General features: G+C 56.3%; 14 protein-coding genes and 3 pseudogenes. 13 read left to right on the top strand and 4 right to left on the bottom strand.

Features of this window, described 5'->3' with window-relative positions; genetic code table 11:
* Positions 1 to 22: 22 nt before the first annotated feature.
* The 11 genes and pseudogenes from GM30_RS12640 to npr all read left to right on the top strand — a co-directional run bounded on the left by GM30_RS12640 (position 23) and on the right by npr (position 7,769).
* A complete protein-coding gene (locus GM30_RS12640; RefSeq protein WP_049848903.1) occupies positions 23 to 1,000 on the top strand; it encodes a calcium/sodium antiporter in 978 nt (325 codons plus the stop codon).
* A gap of 14 nt (positions 1,001 to 1,014) precedes the next feature.
* The gene (gene kdsD, locus GM30_RS12645; protein ID WP_049848935.1) at positions 1,015 to 2,001 is read left to right on the top strand and encodes an arabinose-5-phosphate isomerase KdsD; all 987 of its coding nucleotides are present in this window, start codon (positions 1,015 to 1,017) and stop codon (positions 1,999 to 2,001) included.
* Between the two features lie 14 nt (positions 2,002 to 2,015).
* Positions 2,016 to 2,582, top strand: a complete 567-nt coding sequence (gene kdsC, locus GM30_RS12650) for a 3-deoxy-manno-octulosonate-8-phosphatase KdsC (protein WP_049848904.1) — start codon at positions 2,016 to 2,018, stop codon at positions 2,580 to 2,582.
* On the top strand, positions 2,579 to 3,154 hold the full coding sequence (gene lptC, locus GM30_RS12655) for an LPS export ABC transporter periplasmic protein LptC (protein ID WP_049848905.1): 576 nt from the start codon (positions 2,579 to 2,581) through the stop codon (positions 3,152 to 3,154). Before kdsC ends, lptC begins: the two co-directional genes overlap by 4 nt.
* On the top strand, positions 3,123 to 3,680 hold the full coding sequence (gene lptA, locus GM30_RS12660; RefSeq protein WP_049848906.1) for a lipopolysaccharide ABC transporter substrate-binding protein LptA: 558 nt from the start codon (positions 3,123 to 3,125) through the stop codon (positions 3,678 to 3,680). The genes lptC and lptA overlap by 32 nt, the downstream gene beginning before the upstream one ends.
* A gap of 6 nt (positions 3,681 to 3,686) precedes the next feature.
* Positions 3,687 to 4,412: an LPS export ABC transporter ATP-binding protein gene (gene lptB, locus GM30_RS12665; protein WP_049848907.1), complete on the top strand. Its 726-nt coding sequence runs from the start codon at positions 3,687 to 3,689 to the stop codon at positions 4,410 to 4,412.
* A gap of 45 nt (positions 4,413 to 4,457) precedes the next feature.
* Positions 4,458 to 5,891, top strand: a complete 1,434-nt coding sequence (gene rpoN / locus GM30_RS12670; protein ID WP_049848908.1) for an RNA polymerase factor sigma-54 — start codon at positions 4,458 to 4,460, stop codon at positions 5,889 to 5,891.
* A 22-nt stretch (positions 5,892 to 5,913) separates the two neighbouring features.
* Positions 5,914 to 6,201, top strand: a complete 288-nt coding sequence (gene hpf, locus GM30_RS12675; protein ID WP_049848909.1) for a ribosome hibernation promoting factor — start codon at positions 5,914 to 5,916, stop codon at positions 6,199 to 6,201.
* A gap of 57 nt (positions 6,202 to 6,258) precedes the next feature.
* Entirely contained in the window at positions 6,259 to 6,747 is a 489-nt protein-coding gene (gene ptsN / locus GM30_RS12680; protein ID WP_038160845.1) for a PTS IIA-like nitrogen regulatory protein PtsN, read from the top strand.
* 85 nt (positions 6,748 to 6,832) lie between these two features.
* A pseudogene (gene rapZ / locus GM30_RS12685) lies at positions 6,833 to 7,500 on the top strand (RNase adapter RapZ); the annotation flags it as partial.
* A complete protein-coding gene (npr, locus tag GM30_RS12690; protein WP_049848910.1) occupies positions 7,497 to 7,769 on the top strand; it encodes a PTS phosphocarrier protein NPr in 273 nt (90 codons plus the stop codon). The pseudogene rapZ and the gene npr, both read left to right, overlap by 4 nt.
* A gap of 1 nt (position 7,770) precedes the next feature.
* Here npr and mtgA read toward each other — a convergent pair whose 3' ends face one another.
* From mtgA to mnmL, 4 genes and pseudogenes are all read right to left on the bottom strand, one after another.
* Complete coding sequence (gene mtgA, locus GM30_RS12695; RefSeq protein WP_049848911.1) at positions 7,771 to 8,496, bottom strand: monofunctional biosynthetic peptidoglycan transglycosylase; 726 nt, start codon at positions 8,494 to 8,496, stop codon at positions 7,771 to 7,773.
* Positions 8,493 to 9,146, bottom strand: coding sequence for an isoprenoid biosynthesis glyoxalase ElbB (gene elbB / locus GM30_RS12700; protein WP_049848912.1), 654 nt, complete (start codon positions 9,144 to 9,146; stop codon positions 8,493 to 8,495). The genes mtgA and elbB overlap by 4 nt, the downstream gene beginning before the upstream one ends.
* Positions 9,147 to 9,380: 234 nt before the next feature.
* Positions 9,381 to 11,643, bottom strand: a pseudogene (gene arcB / locus GM30_RS12705) (aerobic respiration two-component sensor histidine kinase ArcB).
* A gap of 93 nt (positions 11,644 to 11,736) precedes the next feature.
* Positions 11,737 to 12,660: a tRNA modification radical SAM protein MnmL/YtqA gene (mnmL, locus tag GM30_RS12710; protein ID WP_049848913.1), complete on the bottom strand. Its 924-nt coding sequence runs from the start codon at positions 12,658 to 12,660 to the stop codon at positions 11,737 to 11,739.
* 680 nt (positions 12,661 to 13,340) lie between these two features.
* Between mnmL and gltB the strand changes: the two are divergent.
* Together gltB and GM30_RS12725 are read left to right on the top strand one after the other, a co-directional pair.
* Positions 13,341 to 17,467: pseudogene (gene gltB, locus GM30_RS12720) on the top strand (glutamate synthase large subunit).
* Between the two features lie 9 nt (positions 17,468 to 17,476).
* On the top strand, positions 17,477 to 18,895 hold the full coding sequence (locus GM30_RS12725; RefSeq protein ID WP_049848914.1) for a glutamate synthase small subunit: 1,419 nt from the start codon (positions 17,477 to 17,479) through the stop codon (positions 18,893 to 18,895).
* The last annotated feature ends 23 nt before the right edge of the window (positions 18,896 to 18,918 follow it).

Here is an 18,918-nt window from a genome sequence, read left to right on the forward strand (position 1 = left end):
ATACCTGAAGAAAGGATTGTAGATGTTATTAGCGACGGCTCTGTTAATTATTGGTCTCTTACTTGTGGTCTACAGTGCCGATCGTCTGGTTTACGCCGCGTCGATATTATGCCGGACGCTGGGCATCCCGCCGATTATCATCGGCATGACCGTTGTTGGCATAGGGACATCTTTGCCTGAGATCATAGTGTCCGTCGCCGCCTCCATGCATGGCCAGATCGATCTGGCGATCGGCACTGCGATCGGCTCCAATATCGTCAACATCTTATTGATCCTCGGCCTCGCCGCATTACTCCATCCTTTTACTGTGCATTCTGATATCCTGCGCCGCGAAATGCCGCTAATGTTAATCGTGAGCCTGCTGGCGGGTTGCGTACTGTATAATGGCGAGCTTTCCCGCATCGACGGACTGTTTTTGCTCGCGCTGGCCGTGCTCTGGCTGCTGTATATCATTAAGCTTGCGCGCCTCGCCGAACGTCAGGGCAACGACAGTCTGACCCGGGAACAGGTAGAAGAGTTGCCGCGAGACGGCTCGCTGCCGGTGGCTTTTCTGTGGTTAGGGCTGGCGCTGATCATTATGCCCGTGGCAACTCGCATGGTGGTCGATAACGCCACGGTGCTGGCGAACTATTTCGCCATGAGCGAACTCACCATCGGGCTGACGGTGATTGCGATCGGCACCAGCCTGCCGGAACTGGCGACCACCATCGCGGGCGCACGGAAAGGTGAGGATGATATCGCCATCGGTAATATCATTGGGGCCAATATATTCAACATCGCCATTGTCCTGGGGCTGCCTGCGCTTATCGCGCCGGGCGCGTTTAACCCACAGGCGTTTACCCGGGATTATGGCGTCATGGTGCTGGTGAGCATCGTCTTCGCACTCCTCTGCTGGCGCCGTAAACGGCAAATCGGCAAGGGCGCAGGCCTGTTGCTGACCGGCGGTTTTATCGTATGGCTGGCGATGCTGTATTGGGTGGCACCGCTTTTAGTGGAATGAGTCGGGATATCAACATGTCGCAAATAGATTTGCAGCCGGGTTTTGACTTTCAGCAAGCAGGACGTGAAGTCCTGGCGATTGAACGTGAAGGTCTGGCACAGCTCGATCAGTACATCAATCAGGATTTCGCCCTCGCCTGCGAAAAAATCTTCTACTGCAGCGGCAAAGTCGTTGTGATGGGCATGGGCAAATCCGGGCATATCGGCCGCAAGATGGCGGCGACGTTTGCCAGCACCGGCACCTCGTCGTTCTTCGTGCATCCTGGCGAAGCGGCGCACGGCGATTTAGGCATGGTGACGCCGCAGGATATCGTTATTGCGCTGTCGAACTCCGGCGAATCAAACGAAATTCTGGCGCTGATCCCGGTTCTGAAACGCTTGCAGGTGCCGCTGATTTGTATCACCAGCCGCCCGGAAAGCAGCATGGCGCGCGCGGCAGATATCCACTTGTGCGTGAAAGTGCCGAAAGAGGCCTGCCCGTTAGGGCTCGCGCCAACCTCCAGCACGACGGCCGCGCTGGTGATGGGCGATGCGCTGGCCGTGGCGCTGCTGGAAGCGCGCGGGTTTACTGCTGAAGATTTCGCGTTGTCGCACCCTGGCGGCGCGCTTGGCCGCAAACTGCTGCTGCGCGTGAACGACATCATGCACACCGGCGATGAAATTCCGCACGTCACGAAAGAGGCGTCGCTGCGTGATGCGCTGCTGGAAATTACGCGTAAAAACCTTGGCATGACGGCGATTTGCGATGACCAAATGCAAATCCTTGGTATCTTTACCGATGGCGACCTGCGCCGGGTGTTTGATACTGGTGAGGACATGCGTCAGCTCAGCATTGCTGACGTGATGACGCCGGGCGGCATCCGCATTCGCCCCGGCACGCTGGCGGTGGATGCGCTGAACCTGATGCAGTCCCGCCACGTCACCTGCGTACTGGTTGCCGATGGCGACCATCTGTTGGGTGTGGTACATATGCATGATCTACTGCGCGCAGGCGTGGTGTAATGAAGGAAAGTAGAATGAGTAATGCTGGTGCAATGGTGTCGACCTGCTACGGCCCCGTGAGCGCAGAGGTTATCGCACGAGCGGAAAAAATCCGCCTGCTGATTCTGGATGTAGACGGTGTCCTGTCTGATGGCCTCATTTATATGGGCAACAACGGCGAAGAGCTGAAAGCGTTCAATGTGCGCGACGGCTACGGGATCCGTTGCGCGCTGACCTCTGATGTAGACGTCGCGATTATCACCGGTCGAAAGGCAAAACTGCTGGAAGATCGCTGCGCGACCCTCGGCATTACCCATCTTTACCAGGGGCAGTCGGATAAACTCGTGGCTTACCGGGAGCTGCTGGAAAAACTCGCGCTTTCCCCGGACGCCGTTGCCTACGTGGGCGACGATCTGATCGACTGGCCGGTCATGGCCGAAATTGGCCTGAGCATCGCGGTCGCTGACGCGCACCCCCTGCTGCTCCCGCGCGCAGATTACGTCACGCGAATTAATGGCGGACGCGGAGCGGTACGGGAAGTTTGCGATTTGATACTATTGGCGCAGGGCAAGCTTGAGGAAGCCAAAGGTCAATCGATATGAGTAAAACCAGACGTTGGGTTATCATTCTGCTGTCGCTTCTCGTGCTAATCCTGATTGGCGTGAATCTGGCGAGCAATGATGATTCTGAACAGACCGTGACCAATACCAGCGATCCGACGTACAAGAGCGAGCACACCGACACGGTGGTTTACAGCCCGGAAGGCGCGCTCAACTACCGCCTGATCGCCGAGCACGTCGAGTATTTTTCTGACCAGGCCATTTCGTGGTTTACCAACCCGGTGCTGACGACGTTCGATACTGATAAAGTGCCCACCTGGTCAATTAAGGCAGATAAAGCCAAACTCACTAACGATCGTATGCTGTATCTGTACGGCCACGTGGAAGTTAACGCGCTGACGGCAGATTCGCAATTGCGGAAAATTACAACGGATAACGCCCAGGTTAACCTGGTGACTCAGGACGTAACCTCTGATGACCTGGTGACGCTGTACGGGACGACATTTAATTCCAGCGGCCTGAAAATGCGCGGAAATCTACGCAGCAAAAACGCCGAGCTGATTGAAAAGGTTAGAACCTCATATGAAATTCAGAACAAACAAACTCAGCCTTAAGCTTGTCATTGCCAGCGCATTGCTGGCCGCCAGCCTGCCCGCGCTGGCGTTAACGGGTGATACCGATCAGCCGATTCATATTGAGTCCGACCAACAGTCGCTGGATATGCAAGGCAACGTCGTGACCTTTACCGGCAGCGTCGTGGTGACGCAGGGCAGCATCAAAATCAACGCCGATAAAGTGGTGGTGACGCGTCCTGGCGGTGAAAAAGGCAAAGAGGTGATCGACGGTTTTGGTAATCCGGCCACCTTCTACCAGATGCAGGACAGCGGCAAGCCGGTCAAAGGCCACGCGTCTAAAATGCATTATGAACTGCAGAATGATTTCGTGGTGCTGACCGGTAACGCCTACCTTGAGCAGCTCGACAGCAACATCAAAGGCGACAAGATCACCTATCTGGTCAAAGAGCAAAAAATGCAGGCCTTCAGTGAGAAAGGGAAGCGCGTAACGACCGTGCTGGTTCCGTCTCAGTTGCAGGACAAGAGCAACAACAATCAGGCCCCGGCGCAAAAGAAGAGTAACTAATTCGTTATGGCAACATTAACTGCAAAAAACCTCGCCAAAGCCTATAAGGGCCGCCGCGTGGTGGAAGATGTCAGTCTGACCGTCAACTCTGGCGAGATTGTCGGTCTGCTTGGTCCGAACGGTGCAGGTAAAACCACCACCTTTTACATGGTGGTCGGGATCGTGTCTCGCGACGCGGGCAACATCATCATTGATGACGAAGACATCAGTTTGCTGCCGCTGCATGCGCGCGCGCGCCGCGGCATCGGCTATTTGCCGCAGGAAGCGTCCATTTTCCGCCGACTGAGCGTGTTTGATAACCTGATGGCGGTGCTGCAAATCCGTGACGATCTGAGCAGCGAGCAGCGTGAAGATCGCGCGAACGAGTTGATGGAAGAGTTTCACATCGAACATCTGCGCGACAACCTCGGTCAGTCGCTCTCCGGCGGTGAACGCCGCCGCGTTGAGATTGCCCGCGCGCTGGCCGCCAATCCGAAATTTATTCTCCTTGATGAGCCGTTTGCGGGCGTCGATCCCATTTCTGTTATCGACATCAAACGCATTATTGAACATCTGCGCGACAGCGGCCTCGGCGTCCTCATTACCGACCATAACGTTCGCGAAACGCTGGCCGTGTGTGAACGCGCTTACATCGTGAGCCAGGGCCATTTAATCGCCCATGGCACGCCGCAGCAGATCCTCGAAGATGAGCATGTTAAGCGCGTCTATCTTGGGGAAGACTTCAGACTCTGATAGGGTAAGGGTAACTGGCATCATTCGGAGAGTAATGACCTAAATATGAAGCAAGGTTTGCAGTTAAGACTCAGCCAACAGCTTGCCATGACGCCGCAGCTGCAACAGGCCATCCGCTTGTTGCAGCTGTCGACGCTTGAGCTGCAGCAGGAACTTCAGCAGGCGCTGGAGAGTAATCCGCTGCTTGAGCAAACCGACCTTCATGAGGAAGTGGATACCGCCGACGAGCAGGACACCGAATCGCTGGATACCGTTGACGCGCTGGAGCAAAAAGAGATGCCGGACGAGCTGCCGCTTGACGCCAGCTGGGACGAAATCTACACCGCCGGCACGCCTTCCGGCACCAGCGCGGACTACATCGACGACGAGCTCCCCATCTACCAGGGTGAAACCACCCAGTCCCTGCAGGACTACCTGATGTGGCAGGTCGAACTGACTCCGTTTTCCGATACCGACCGGGCGATTGCCACCTCGATTGTCGATGCCGTGGATGAGACCGGCTATCTGACGGTGTCCGTCGAGGATATTCTCGACAGCATGGGTAACGACGACATTGGTCTTGATGAAGTGGAAGCGGTACTCAAACGCATCCAGCGTTTTGACCCGGTGGGTGTGGCGGCAAAAGATCTTCGCGACTGCCTGTTGATCCAGTTGTCGCAGTTCGCCAAAGAGACGCCGCGGCTTGAAGAAGCGCGTCTTATCATCAGCGATCATCTCGATCTGCTCGCCAACCACGATTTCCGCACCCTGATGCGCGTCACTCGCCTGAAAGAAGAGGTGCTGAAAGAAGCGGTCAATCTGATCCAGTCGCTGGATCCGCGCCCGGGGCAGTCGATCCAGACCGGTGAGCCGGAATATGTGATCCCGGACGTGCTGGTGCGCAAAATCAGCAACCGCTGGGTCGTCGAGCTCAATTCCGACAGCATTCCGCGCCTGCAAATCAATCAGCAATACGCCGCGATGTGCAACAACGTGCGCAGCGAAACCGACGGCCAGTTCATCCGCAGCAATCTGCAGGAAGCGAAGTGGCTGATCAAAAGCCTGGAAAGCCGCAACGATACGCTCCTGCGCGTGAGCCGCTGCATTGTCGAACAGCAGCAGGCGTTTTTTGAGCAGGGCGAAGAATATATGAAACCGATGGTGCTGGCGGATATCGCTCAGGCCGTCGAGATGCACGAGTCCACGATTTCACGCGTGACCACGCAAAAGTATCTGCACAGTCCGCGGGGAATTTTTGAGCTTAAGTATTTCTTCTCCAGCCACGTGAACACTGAAGGGGGCGGCGAAGCCTCATCGACGGCGATTCGCGCACTGGTGAAGAAGTTGATCGCCGCGGAAAATCCCGCGAAACCACTGAGCGACAGTAAGCTAACGTCCATACTGTCTGAACAGGGCATTATGGTCGCGCGCCGCACTGTCGCAAAGTACCGAGAGTCTCTGTCCATTCCGCCGTCAAACCAGCGTAAACAACTGGTGTGACATAACTGATAAGGAAGACACTATGCAGCTCAACATCACAGGACACAACGTCGAAATTACCGATGCTCTGCGCGACTTCGTTACCACGAAATTTGCCAAGCTGGAACAATATTTCGAAAGGATCAATCAGGTCTATATTGTGTTAAAAGTGGAGAAAGTGACGCATGTCACGGACGCCACTCTGCATGTTAACGGTGGCGAGATTCACGCCAGTGCGGAAGGTCAGGATATGTACGCAGCCATTGACGGATTGATCGACAAACTGGCGCGACAGCTGACTAAACATAAAGATAAACTGAAACAACACTAATTGTCCGGGCGTTCGCCTGATGTGGTTTACCGCATCAGGCGATGCTTAGGTGAATTTATGATGAACAACGATTCGGCTCTACCATTGAGCAATGTCCTTAACCAGGAATGCACCCGTAGCGGCGTCCACTGCCAGAGTAAAAAGCGTGCGCTGGAAATTATCAGCGAACTGGCCGCTAAACAGCTCAGTCTGCCGCCGCAGGTGGTGTTTGAAGCGATCCTCACCCGCGAAAAAATGGGCAGTACGGGGATCGGCAATGGCATCGCCATTCCGCACGGCAAACTGGAAGAGGATACGCTGCGCGCTGTTGGCGTTTTTGTGCAGCTCGAAACCCCGATCGCGTTTGACGCGATCGATAACCAGCCGGTGGATCTCCTTTTCGCCCTGCTGGTGCCTGCCGATCAGACCAAAACGCATCTGCACACGCTCTCGCTGGTCGCTAAGCGCCTGGCGGACAAAACCATCTGCCGCCGCTTGCGTGCCGCGCAAAGCGATGAAGAACTGTATCAAATCATCACCGAAACAGAAGGCAGTGATGATGCATAACAGGCAGATGTGTATTCCCTTTGTCGTACTGAGGAGAAACGGTACATGGTACTGATGATCGTCAGCGGCCGCTCAGGCTCGGGNNCGCCTGAAATTTTCGAACAGGCGATGAAAAATCTGCCAGACGCGTTTTCCCCTCAACTGCTGTTCCTTGATGCCGACCGCAACACGCTGATTCGCCGCTACAGCGACACCCGTCGGTTGCATCCGCTCTCCAGCAAAAACCTGTCGCTGGAAAGCGCCATCGACGAAGAAAGCGACCTGCTGGAGCCGCTGCGCTCACGGGCGGATCTGATCGTCGATACTTCCGAAATGTCCGTTCACGAACTGGCAGAAATGCTGCGTACCCGCCTGCTGGGTAAACGCGAACGCGAACTGACGATGGTGTTTGAATCCTTCGGCTTCAAGCACGGCATTCCTATTGATGCCGACTATGTGTTTGACGTTCGCTTCCTGCCTAACCCGCACTGGGATCCTAAACTGCGCCCGATGACCGGTCTGGACAAGCCGGTGGCCGCGTTCCTTGACCGGCACACAGAAGTTCACAATTTTATTTACCAGACCCGCAGCTATCTTGAGCTATGGTTACCGATGCTGGAGACCAACAATCGCAGCTACCTGACGGTGGCGATTGGGTGTACCGGCGGTAAACATCGTTCGGTGTATATTGCCGAACAGCTGGCTGACTATTTCCGCTCACGCGGTAAAAACGTTCAGTCTCGTCACAGGACGCTGGAAAAACGTAAAACATGACCGTAAAACAGAGTGTTGAGATCACCAATAAGCTGGGCATGCATGCCCGCCCGGCAATGAAACTCTTCGAACTGGTCCAGGGATTTGACGCAGAAGTTCTGTTAAGAAACGACGAAGGCATTGAAGCGGAAGCCAGCAGCGTGATCGCGCTGTTGATGCTGGATTCCGCAAAAGGTCGGCAGATCGAGATTGAAGTCAGCGGCCCGCAGGAAGCGGAAGCAATGGCGGCGGTCATCGCGCTGTTTAACGCCGGGTTTGACGAAGACTGACTCAGTCGAGTTCGTTCTTCCGCATAAAGCTTTCCCCACCTAACTGCCGCATCTGACGCAAGATCCACGCCTGGCGGCTGTGAACATACCCCGATGGCGCACTGGCTTTAAACCGCAACGGGTTTGGCAATACGGCGGCCAGCAACGCCGCTTCCGACATCGTCAACCGGCTGGCGGGCTTATGAAAATAGCGCTGCGCTGCCGCTTCCACGCCAAAAACCCCGTCGCCAAATTCGGCAACGTTCAGGTAAACGGTCAGGATCCGCCGCTTGGTCCAGACGGTTTCAATCCCCACCGTCAGCCCTGCTTCCAGCCCTTTGCGCAGCCAGCTACGACCGTCCCACAGAAACACATTTTTCGCCGTCTGCTGCGACAGCGTTGACGCTCCGCGGATCCGCGTTTCGTGGCGCTCATTGTGGCTCAGCGCTTTTTCGATCGCCGACATGTCAAAACCCCAGTGGTCAGGGAATTTCTGATCTTCGGCGGCAATCACCGCAAGCCCCATCCACGGTGAAATCTCATCCATGCTGACCCAGTCAGAATGGGCAACATAATCAAAATCACCGCGAAACCAGGCGCCGATCTGCCGCTCCACCATCACCGCAGAAAACGGCACTGGCATAACGCTGAAAAGCAGAATACCGCCACCCCACAGCACGGCGAACAATAACACCGCGCGCAGCAGCAGGCGTTTCATAACACTTAACGAGAAACGGCGTTTACTCATTCGGTCAGAACCAGCACGCGATCAACCAGCTTGTCGATCCCGGTGGCCGCTTCCGCGATGTTCTGCGCCAGCATATAAGCAGGCGTGGTCACCACTTTGTTGTCTTCATCCACCACAATATCGTCGACCGGGCACGGCACATGTTCAGCGCCCATCTCTTCCAGCACTTCGGCGGTGTCGATGTCAGTGCCAATAGTGATACGCAGCGGAAAATCGAAAATTTTCGGCAGCATTGCCGGAGCAATACACATAAAGCCGATCGGTTTACCTTCACGGTGCATCGCCAGGGTCAGCGCTTTTAGATCGGCATCTACCACACATTCGCTCCCCTGCGAGGCAAAATTACTCAGGTTTTTTGCTGCGCCAAAACCGCCAGGCACGATTAACGCGTCCAGATCGGCAGACCGTGCCGTCGCCAACGGCTTTACTTCACCGCGTGCGAGGCGTGCCGCTTCGATCAGCACATTACGCGTTTCTGACAGAGATTCACCGGATAAATGGTTAATCACGTCAGACTGGCTTTTGTCGGGGGCAAAACAGACCGCCAGGGCACCGCTACGGGCGATTGCCAGCAGGGTCAACACGGCTTCATGGATTTCAGAACCGTCATAAACGCCGCAGCCACTGAGCACCACACCGATTTTTTTCATATCACTGTTCCTATGTTGCATTTGGGCGAAGCTAATTAAAAATGCTGATTTACTCGCTATGCTTCACACATTTTACTGATTCACGTAACAAAATATTTAATATTTGCTATCTTAATGGGCGTGCAACCCGAATTCTCAGGTTGCGTCCGTGCTAAAACCTCTTAAAACGATTCCGGCGCAGCCACGTTTTCCCTGGTGTTGGCGCAGTATTCGCGCACCCCGGTTTATCCGGGGTCATTTTTTTCCAGCGTTTGCTGCTACCCAGGCCTTCAACGCGTCTACATCGTGCCGCCACTCGCTCTTCATCTCCTCGACCCATTCACCTACGTTATCCCACCATGCCGGAAGATCTGGCGACTGAATCTGCTGCCCTAACTGCTGAATGTGGCGTAATCCCACGGAACCGGCCGCGCCTTTGATTTTATGGCCTTCCTCGACAATCCCTTTCTGGTCACGGGCGGTCAGATTGGACTCCAGCACCGCCAGATACCCCGGCATCATCTTCTCGAACACCGCGAGACCGTCGGTGATCAACTTCGGCCCGACCAGCTCGATGTATTGCTCGAGCATCGGGATATCCAGTAACGTCTGTGATTTGCTCTGATCGGGTGTGGCCATGTCGTCGTCCTCGTCTGCGCAGGTATCCCAGTACTTCTTAATCATGGCGGTCAGCGCAGGAACGGAGAGCGGCTTGCTCAGCACGTCATCCATTCCTGCGTCCAGATACTCTTTTTTGTCCTTCAGCACGTTGGCGGTCAACGCCACCAGCGGCGGCAGATCGTCAGCGTGGTATTTCTCTTTCAGCTCGCGGGAGATATCCAGCCCGGTCATGTCCGGCAACTGAATATCCAGCAGCACAAGATCGTATTCGCCAGGCGTGAACATCTCCAGTGCCGCCTTGCCGGTCATCGCGACATCAACGCTGTTGCCCAGTTTTTCCAGCACCGAGCGCGCCACAATCACGTTCAGTTCGATATCTTCCACCAGCAGGACGTGCAGCGCCGGTAACGGCAGGTCGTCCTCGGCCAGCGTATCGTCAACCTCTTCCGCCAGCGCAGGCGCCTGCACCGTCAGGGTAAAGACGGAGCCATGGCCCGGCTGGCTGGACACGGTGATGTCGCCGCCCATGCTTTTCGCCAGACGCCGCGACACGGCAAGCCCGATGCCGGTGCCGGTCGCCGGTTTGCCGCCGTGGCTGTCTTTCACCTGATAGTACATGGCGAAAATTTTGTCCTGCTCATCCTGTGGAATACCGATGCCGGAGTCTTCCACGTCGAAATGCAGCATGTTGCCTTTTTCATAGCTGACACGAACGGTCACCTGCCCCTGTTGGGTAAACTTGACGGCGTTGCTGATCAGGTTCCACAGGATCTGCCGCAGACGAGTGNCCAGAGAGGTTTTCCAGATCGGCAAGGAAGCTGGTGAAATCGACCGGCTGGTTGTCGAGCTGAACCTTGCGGCGCTCCATCTTATCCATGTCGATGATGTCATTGAAAATGTTCCCCAGCGTCACGGCGGAAACGTGGATCGTTTTCAGGTATTTTTCCTGCTCCGTAGTGAGTTCGGTATCCAGCAGGATGCGGCTCAGTCCGACGATGCCGTTGAGGGGCGTACGCAGTTCATGGCTGATGGTGGAAATGAAGGTGGTTTTATCGCGGCTCGCGCGCTCCAGCGCGTCCTGATAGCGCTTGCGCTCGGTGATGTCTCGGCCAAAGCCCATCAGACCGTGGCGTTTCCCCACGCGGTCGTAATAAGGCACTTTACGGATTTCAAAACAGGCTTTGCGACCGTCCGGGTAATCCAGCCACTGTTCGTACGTCAGCGACACGTTATGGCGGAACACTTTCTCATCCGTCTCAATGACTTTTGCCGCCGCCTCTTCGCTGTAAACGTCGTGCGGCTTCAGATGAATCAGCTGCTTCTCGCTCTTGCCGGTCAGCAGTTCCATCGCCCGGTTACAGCCAGAAAACTCTTTATCTTCATTGCGATAGAAAACCAGGTCGGGGGAAGCATCAAGGAAAGAACGTAAGAATGAGGATTGTTGTTCGAGCTGGATTTGCGTCTCTTCACGCTCTTTCATCTCAATTTTCAGCCGTTCCAGCGTCGCCTGACGCTCAGCTTCCGCTTTTTCACGATCGCTGATTTCCTGATTCAGCTGCGCGATGTTGTCCTTGAGCTGAACGTTGAGTTTTAAGTCACGCTCGCGCATTTCTTCCAGCTTTTCAACCAGCCGCGACAGACGCTGGCGCGACTCTTCAAGCTGCTCCACCACCACCGACAGAAAATAGACCGCCCAGGGGGTGATCAACAGACCAAAGAAGATAGAGCGGATCACATCGATGCTTTCGACCTGGCCGTGCAGCACCATGGTCACCGCCATCTGCACCACAATGGCCAGCACCACCAGCGCCAGCGCCAGCAGCATCGAAAAGCGTACCAGACCCAGTTTCATCATCAGGTCGACGTAATACTGCGCCAGTAAACGGATTTGCTTCATAGAGAATTCCTTCGCGACATCACCGCTCAATAATACCCAATTCTGAGCGAGGCGTTGCAGTAAGTTGCAGCGATGTGACCTGGACGTTGCAGTTCAGCGCGGGGCCCAGCTACGTCCCAGCGCTGAGCCCTGCACGCCGTGCGCATTCAGGTATTTGTCGAGCTCCACCATGCCTGTCCAGCGGTTTTCACACCACAGCGGCGCCAGTAGCGTCGGACGGCGGGCGCTGGCGGAGATGCGGTGATAAACCACTTCCGGCGGCGTGTGGCGGATCATCTCGCCCGCGGTGACGGTGTAGTCGTCAAGTTCGATGCCGTTGAGTCGCCCGGCGGCCCAGGCTTTAGCCATCGTGCTGCCTTTGACGATGTGCAATGGATGCAGCTTGATACCGTCAACGCCGGTCTCCACGACCCGCGCCAGTGTCTGCAGGCACTCCACCTGCCCTTCGCCGGGCAGACCGACAATCAGATGAGAACAGACTTTCAGGCCGCGCTCACGCGCCAGTCGCGTCGTCCGCTGATAGCAGGCAAAGTCGTGGCCGCGATTAATTCGGTGCAGGGTTTTATCGTGCGCCGACTGTAAACCCAGTTCCAGCCACACCTCATAGCCCTGCGCGTTGTACTCCGTCAGCAGATCCAGCACCGCTTCCGGCACGCAGTCCGGGCGCGTGCCCACGCACAGCCCGACAATGCTTGCCTGCTCAACGGCCTGTTGATACATCGAACGTAGTACCTGAACTTCGGCAAAGGTGCTGGTATACGCCTGAAAATAGGCCAGATAGCGTTTCGCGCGATTCACCCGTTGCGCCTGATGCGCCAGTTGTTCCGCAATGGAGCGATGCTGCTGCGCTTCATCGGCAAAAGAAGCCACATTACAGAACGTGCAGCCGCCGCGTCCGATGGTACCGTCGCGATTCGGGCAGCTAAACCCGCCGTGCAGCGTCAGCTTATGCACCTTTTCGCCATAACGGCGCGTAAGATCCCCACCAAACATGTTGACTAATTTCTGTAACTGCATAATCTGATAGACCGGCCTGGAGAAAAGGGCCAAGCCTGCCACTTTTAGCCCATTTCGGCGATGACCTGGATCAATCGCCCGGACAGGCTTTTATCTATTGAATATTCAATCACTTTATTTGCAATTTAATTCACTCCCGCCGCGATTATTTTTCCTTATGACATCTCGTTTTTTTTCATTCTTCCTTTAATGAGCATAAAACAGAGCCATGAAGCAGAGTTACGTCAGTTTGCAGAATAAAAATCTACCTAAAATGTCGTACTCAGCACACTAAAGTGCTCATAGCGTACTGAGATAGTGAGTCAGATCACACTCGCCCGGCGGCTTTCACCGGGTTCACCCCATACGAAATCTGATTAATAATCTTAATTTTCAATAAATTATGTAGCGTATAGCACACTTTAGTATAAATAAGATTGCCATTTGACCTGTGTGCGGATTCCCGATAACGTGGAAATCCGCTGGAAGCTTTCTGGATGAGCGCTCTGCTCATCATATTTATGCAGTTATAAGATTCCCTCTAAAAGCAAGTCCTCAAACTTGTTTACCGTTGCGAAAAGGATAAAGAGGGCGAATGCGAGGCAGGCGTATGAAACGCACAGCCCCGTCGCCAGGCTCTTGCTGCGCCTGTGCGCAACGGTCAGGAGGGTGTCACGTAGAGCCTGGGGAGGTTCACTGATATGTTGTACGATAAATCCCTTGAGAGGGATAACTGTGGTTTCGGCCTGATCGCCCACATAGAAGGCGAACCTAGCCACAAAGTGGTGCGTACCGCCATCCATGCGCTGGCCCGCATGCAGCACCGTGGCGCGATCCTCGCCGACGGCAAAACCGGCGACGGCTGCGGCCTGCTGCTGCAAAAGCCGGATCGTTTCTTTCGCATCGTAGCGGAAGAGCGCGGCTGGCGTTTAGCCAAAAACTACGCCGTCGGGATGATCTTCCTGAATAAAGATCCCGACCTGGCCAGCGCCGCGCGCCGCGTTGTCGAAGAAGAGCTGCAGCGCGAAACCCTCTCCATTGTTGGCTGGCGCGATGTGCCGACCAACGACGGCGTGCTCGGTGAAATCGCCCTCTCCTCACTGCCGCGCATCGAACAAATCTTTGTTAACGCCCCGGCAGGCTGGCGTCCGCGCGATATGGAGCGCCGTCTGTTTATCGCCCGTCGCCGCATTGAAAAACGCCTGCTCGATGATAAAGACTTCTACGTCTGCAGCCTGTCGAATCTTGTGAACATCTATAAAGGTCTGTGTATGCCGGCGGATCTGCCGCGCTTTTACCTGGATCTCGCGGATCTGCGTCTGGAATCGTCCATTTGCCTGTTCCACCAGCGCTTTTCGACCAACACTGTGCCGCGCTGGCCGCTGGCACAGCCGTTCCGCTACCTCGCGCACAACGGCGAAATCAACACCATCACCGGCAACCGTCAATGGGCGCGTGCACGTACCTATAAATTCCAGACCCCGCTGATCCCTGACCTGCAGGACGCCGCGCCATTTGTTAATGAAACGGGCTCCGACTCCAGCTCGCTGGATAACATGCTGGAACTGCTGCTGGCGGGCGGGATGGACATCGTGCGCGCCATGCGTCTGCTGGTGCCGCCAGCCTGGCAAAATAACCCGGATATGGATCCGGAACTGCGCGCCTTCTTCGACTTTAACTCCATGCACATGGAGCCGTGGGACGGCCCGGCGGGCATCGTCATGTCCGACGGTCGTTTCGCCGCCTGTAACCTCGACCGTAACGGTCTGCGCCCGGCGCGCTACGTTATCACCAAAGACAAGCTCATCACCTGCGCGTCCGAAGTGGGCATCTGGGACTATCAGCCGGACGAAGTGGTAGAGAAAGGCCGCGTCGGCCCCGGCGAGCTGATGGTGATCGACACCCGCAGCGGCCACATTCTGCACTCCGCAGAAACCGATGATGATCTGAAAAGCCGCCACCCGTATAAAGAGTGGATGGAGAAAAACGTTCGCCGCCTGGTGCCGTTTGAAGATCTGCCGGACGAAGAGGTGGGCAGTCGCGAACTGGACGACGATACCCTCGCCAGCTTCCAGAAACAGTTTAACTACAGCGCCGAGGAGCTGGATTCGGTTATCCGCGTCCTGGGTGAGAACGGTCAGGAAGCGGTCGGCTCAATGGGTGACGACACCCCCTTCGCCGTACTTTCCAGCCAGCCGCGCATCATTTACGACTACTTCCGCCAGCAGTTTGCGCAGGTGACCAACCCGCCCATCGATCCACTGCGCGAAGCGCATGTCATGTCGCTGGCGACCAGCATCGGCCGTGAAATGAACGTCTTTTGCGAAGCCGAAGGCCAGGCGCACCGGCTGAGCTTCAAATCACCTATTCTGCTGTACTCCGACTTCAAACAGCTCACTACGATGAAGGAAGAGCACTACCGCGCCGACACGCTGGACATCACCTTCGACGTTAACGAAAGCACACTCGAAGCGACAGTGAAAGCGCTGTGCGATACCGCTGAGCAGATGGTGCGTAACGGCACCGTGCTGCTGGTGCTCTCGGATCGTAACATCGCCAAAAATCGCCTGCCGGTTCCGGCACCGATGGCGGTAGGCGCTATTCAGACACGTCTGGTCGACAAGAGCCTGCGCTGCGATGCCAATATCATCGTGGAAACCGCCAGCGTGCGCGATCCGCACCACTTTGCGGTACTGCTGGGCTTCGGCGCGACGGCAATCTACCCGTATCTGGCGTATGAAACGCTGGCGAAGCTGGTCGACAGCAAGGCGATTGAAAAAGATTACCGCACCGTGATGCTGAACTATCGTAACGGCATCAACAAAGGGCTGTACAAGATCATGTCCAAAATGGGCATTTCGACCATCGCCTCCTACCGCTGCTCGAAGCTGTTCGAAGCCGTTGGCCTGCACGCTGACGTCTCCGGTCTGTGCTTCCAGGGCGCAATCAGCCGTATCGGCGGCGCTAACTTTGATGACTTCCAGCAGGATCTGCTGAACCTGTCGAAGGTTGCCTGGCTGGCGCGCAAACCGCTGTCGCAGGGCGGCCTGCTGAAATACGTTCACGGTGGCGAGTATCACGCCTACAACCCGGACGTGGTGCGGACGCTGCAGCAGGCAGTACAGAGCGGTGAATACCGCGATTATCAGGAATACGCGAAGCTGGTGAACGAGCGTCCGGCGGCCACGCTGCGCGATCTGCTGGCGCTGAACCCGGGTGATAACGCGGTCAGCATCAACGACGTTGAACCGGCCACGGAGCTGTTTAAGCGCTTCGATACCGCAGCGATGTCCATCGGCGCACTGAGCCCGGAAGCCCACGAATCACTGGCGGAAGCCATGAACAGCATCGGCGGCTTCTCCAACTCCGGNAAAGTCTCGCGCATTAAACAGGTTGCTTCCGGCCGCTTCGGCGTGACCCCGGCGTACCTGGTTAACGCCGACGTCATTCAGATTAAAGTCGCGCAGGGCGCGAAACCGGGCGAAGGCGGTCAGTTGCCGGGGGATAAAGTCACCCCGTATATCGCCCGTCTGCGCTACTCCGTGCCTGGCGTGACGCTGATTTCACCGCCGCCGCATCACGATATCTATTCGATTGAGGATCTGGCGCAGTTGATTTTCGACCTCAAACAGGTCAACCCGAACGCGATGATCTCCGTGAAGCTGGTTTCCGAACCTGGCGTTGGGACGATTGCCACCGGCGTGGCGAAAGCCTACGCGGATCTCATCACCATCGCCGGTTNCTGTCATCGGTGAAATACGCCGGTTGCCCGTGGGAGCTTGGTCTGGTGGAAACCCAGCAGGCGCTGGTGGCCAACGGCCTGCGCCACAAAATTCGTTTGCAGGTGGATGGTGGTCTGAAAACCGGTCTCGACATCATCAAAGCGGCGATCCTCGGCGCGGAAAGCTTTGGTTTCGGCACCGGGCCGATGGTGGCGCTGGGCTGTAAATACCTGCGTATTTGCCACCTGAATAACTGCGCCACCGGCGTGGCGACCCAGGACGACAAGCTGCGTAAGAATCACTACCACGGTCTGCCATTCAAAGTGACCAACTACTTTGGCTTTATCGCGCAGGAAGTGCGCGAGCTGATGGCGCAGTTGGGCGTGACGCGTCTGGTGGATCTGATTGGCCGCACCGACCTGCTGAAAGAGCTGGACGGTTACACTGCCAAACAGCAGAAGCTGGATCTGGCGAAGCTGCTGGAAACCGNCGTTTGTCGATGACAAACAGAGCAAAACCTTCTGGTTTGATATCCGCAACACCGACCGCTCTATTGGCGCGTCGTTGTCGGGGTATATCGCCCGGACGCATGGCGATCAGGGGCTGTCTGCCGATCCGATTAAAGCGCACTTCAGCGGCACCGCGGGCCAGAGCTTTGGCGTGTGGAACGCGGGCGGCGTGGAACTTTACCTGACCGGCGATGCCAACGACTATGTCGGCAAAGGCATGGCGGGGGGGGGGGCNNTGAATACATGACCGGCGGCATTGTCTGCGTCCTCGGCAAAACCGGCGTTAACTTTGGCGCAGGCATGACCGGTGGTTTCGCCTACGTGCTGGATGAAAGCGGTGATTTCCGCAAACGCGTTAACCCGGAGCTGGTGGAAGTGCTGGCGGTCGATTCGCTGGCGATTCATGAAGAGCATCTGCGCGGGCTGATTACCGAGCATGTGCATCACACCGGCTCCTCACGCGGCGAAGAGATCCTCGCGAACTGGCCTGCGTTCTCTGCTAAATTCGCGCTGGTGAAACCGAAATCCAGCGATGTTAAAGCCCTGTTGGGTCACCGTAGTCGTAGCGCAGCTGAGCTGCGCGTGCAGGCGCAGTAAGGAGTCCAGATGAGCCAGAACGTATATCAATTTATCGACCTGCAGCGCGTTGACCCGCCGAAAAAAGCCCTCAAGATCCGCAAAATCGAGTTTGTGGAAATTTACGAGCCGTTTTCTGAAGGCCAGGCCAAAGCGCAGGCAGACCGCTGTCTGTCGTGCGGCAACCCGTACTGCGAGTGGAAATGCCCGGTACATAACTACATCCCTAACTGGCTGAAGCTGGCGAACGAGGGGCGTATTTTTGAAGCGGCAGAGCTGTCCCACCAGACCAACACGTTGCCGGAAGTCTGCGGCCGAGTCTGCCCACAGGATCGGTTATGCGAAGGTTCCTGCACGCTGAACGACGAGTTTGGCGCAGTGACCATCGGCAATATCGAGCGCTACATCAACGATAAAGCGTTCGAAATGGGCTGGCGGCCGGATCTCACCGGCGTGAAGCAAACCGACAAACGTGTCGCCATTATCGGCGCGGGTCCGGCTGGTCTGGCGTGCGCCGACGTGCTGACCCGCAACGGCGTGAAGGCGGTGGTGTTTGATCGTCACCCGGAAATCGGCGGTCTGCTGACCTTCGGTATTCCGGCCTTTAAGCTGGAAAAAGAGGTGATGACCCGCCGCCGTGAAATCTTCACCGGTATGGGTATCGAGTTCAAACTCAATATCGAAGTGGGTCGCGACGTGCAGCTTGACGATCTGCTGAAAGAGTACGACGCGGTGTTCCTGGGCGTCGGCACTTATCAGTCGATGCGCGGCGGGCTGGAAAACGAAGACGCCGACGGCGTGTTTGACGCGCTGCCGTTCCTCATCGCCAACACCAAACAGATTATGGGTTTCGGTGAAACAGCGGATGAGCCGTACGTCAGCATGGAAGGTCGCCACGTGGTGGTGCTCGGCGGTGGCGACACCGCGATGGACTGCGTGCGTACGTCCGTCCGTCAGGGCGCAACGCACGTCACCTGTGCCTATCGTCGTGACGAAGAAAACATGCCTGGCTCAAAACGCGAAGTGAAAAACGCGCGCGAAGAGGGCGTGGAGTTCCAGTTTAACGTCCAGCCGCTGGGCGTTGAGGTGAATGCGAACGGCAAAGTCTGCGGCGTGAAAATGGCGCGCACTGAAATGGGCGCACCGGATGCCAAAGGCCGCCGTCGTGCGGAAATCGTGGCGGGCTCCGAGCATGTGGTTCCGGCCGATGCGGTGGTGATGGCGTTTGGTTTCCGTCCGCACAGCATGTCGTGGCTGGAAAAACACAGTGTGGAACTGGACAGCCAGGGCCGTATTATCGCCCCGGAAGGCAGCGAAAACGCCTTCCAGACCAGCAACCCGAAAATCTTCGCCGGTGGCGACATCGTGCGCGGTTCCGACCTGGTGGTGACGGCGATCGCCGAAGGCCGCAAGGCCGCTGACGGGATCCTGAACTTCCTTGAGGTGTAATAAAAAACCCGGCGGGAGCACCG

Source organism: Trabulsiella odontotermitis, assembly GCF_001188485.1.
Classification (GTDB): Bacteria; Pseudomonadota; Gammaproteobacteria; order Enterobacterales; family Enterobacteriaceae; genus Trabulsiella; species Trabulsiella odontotermitis_A.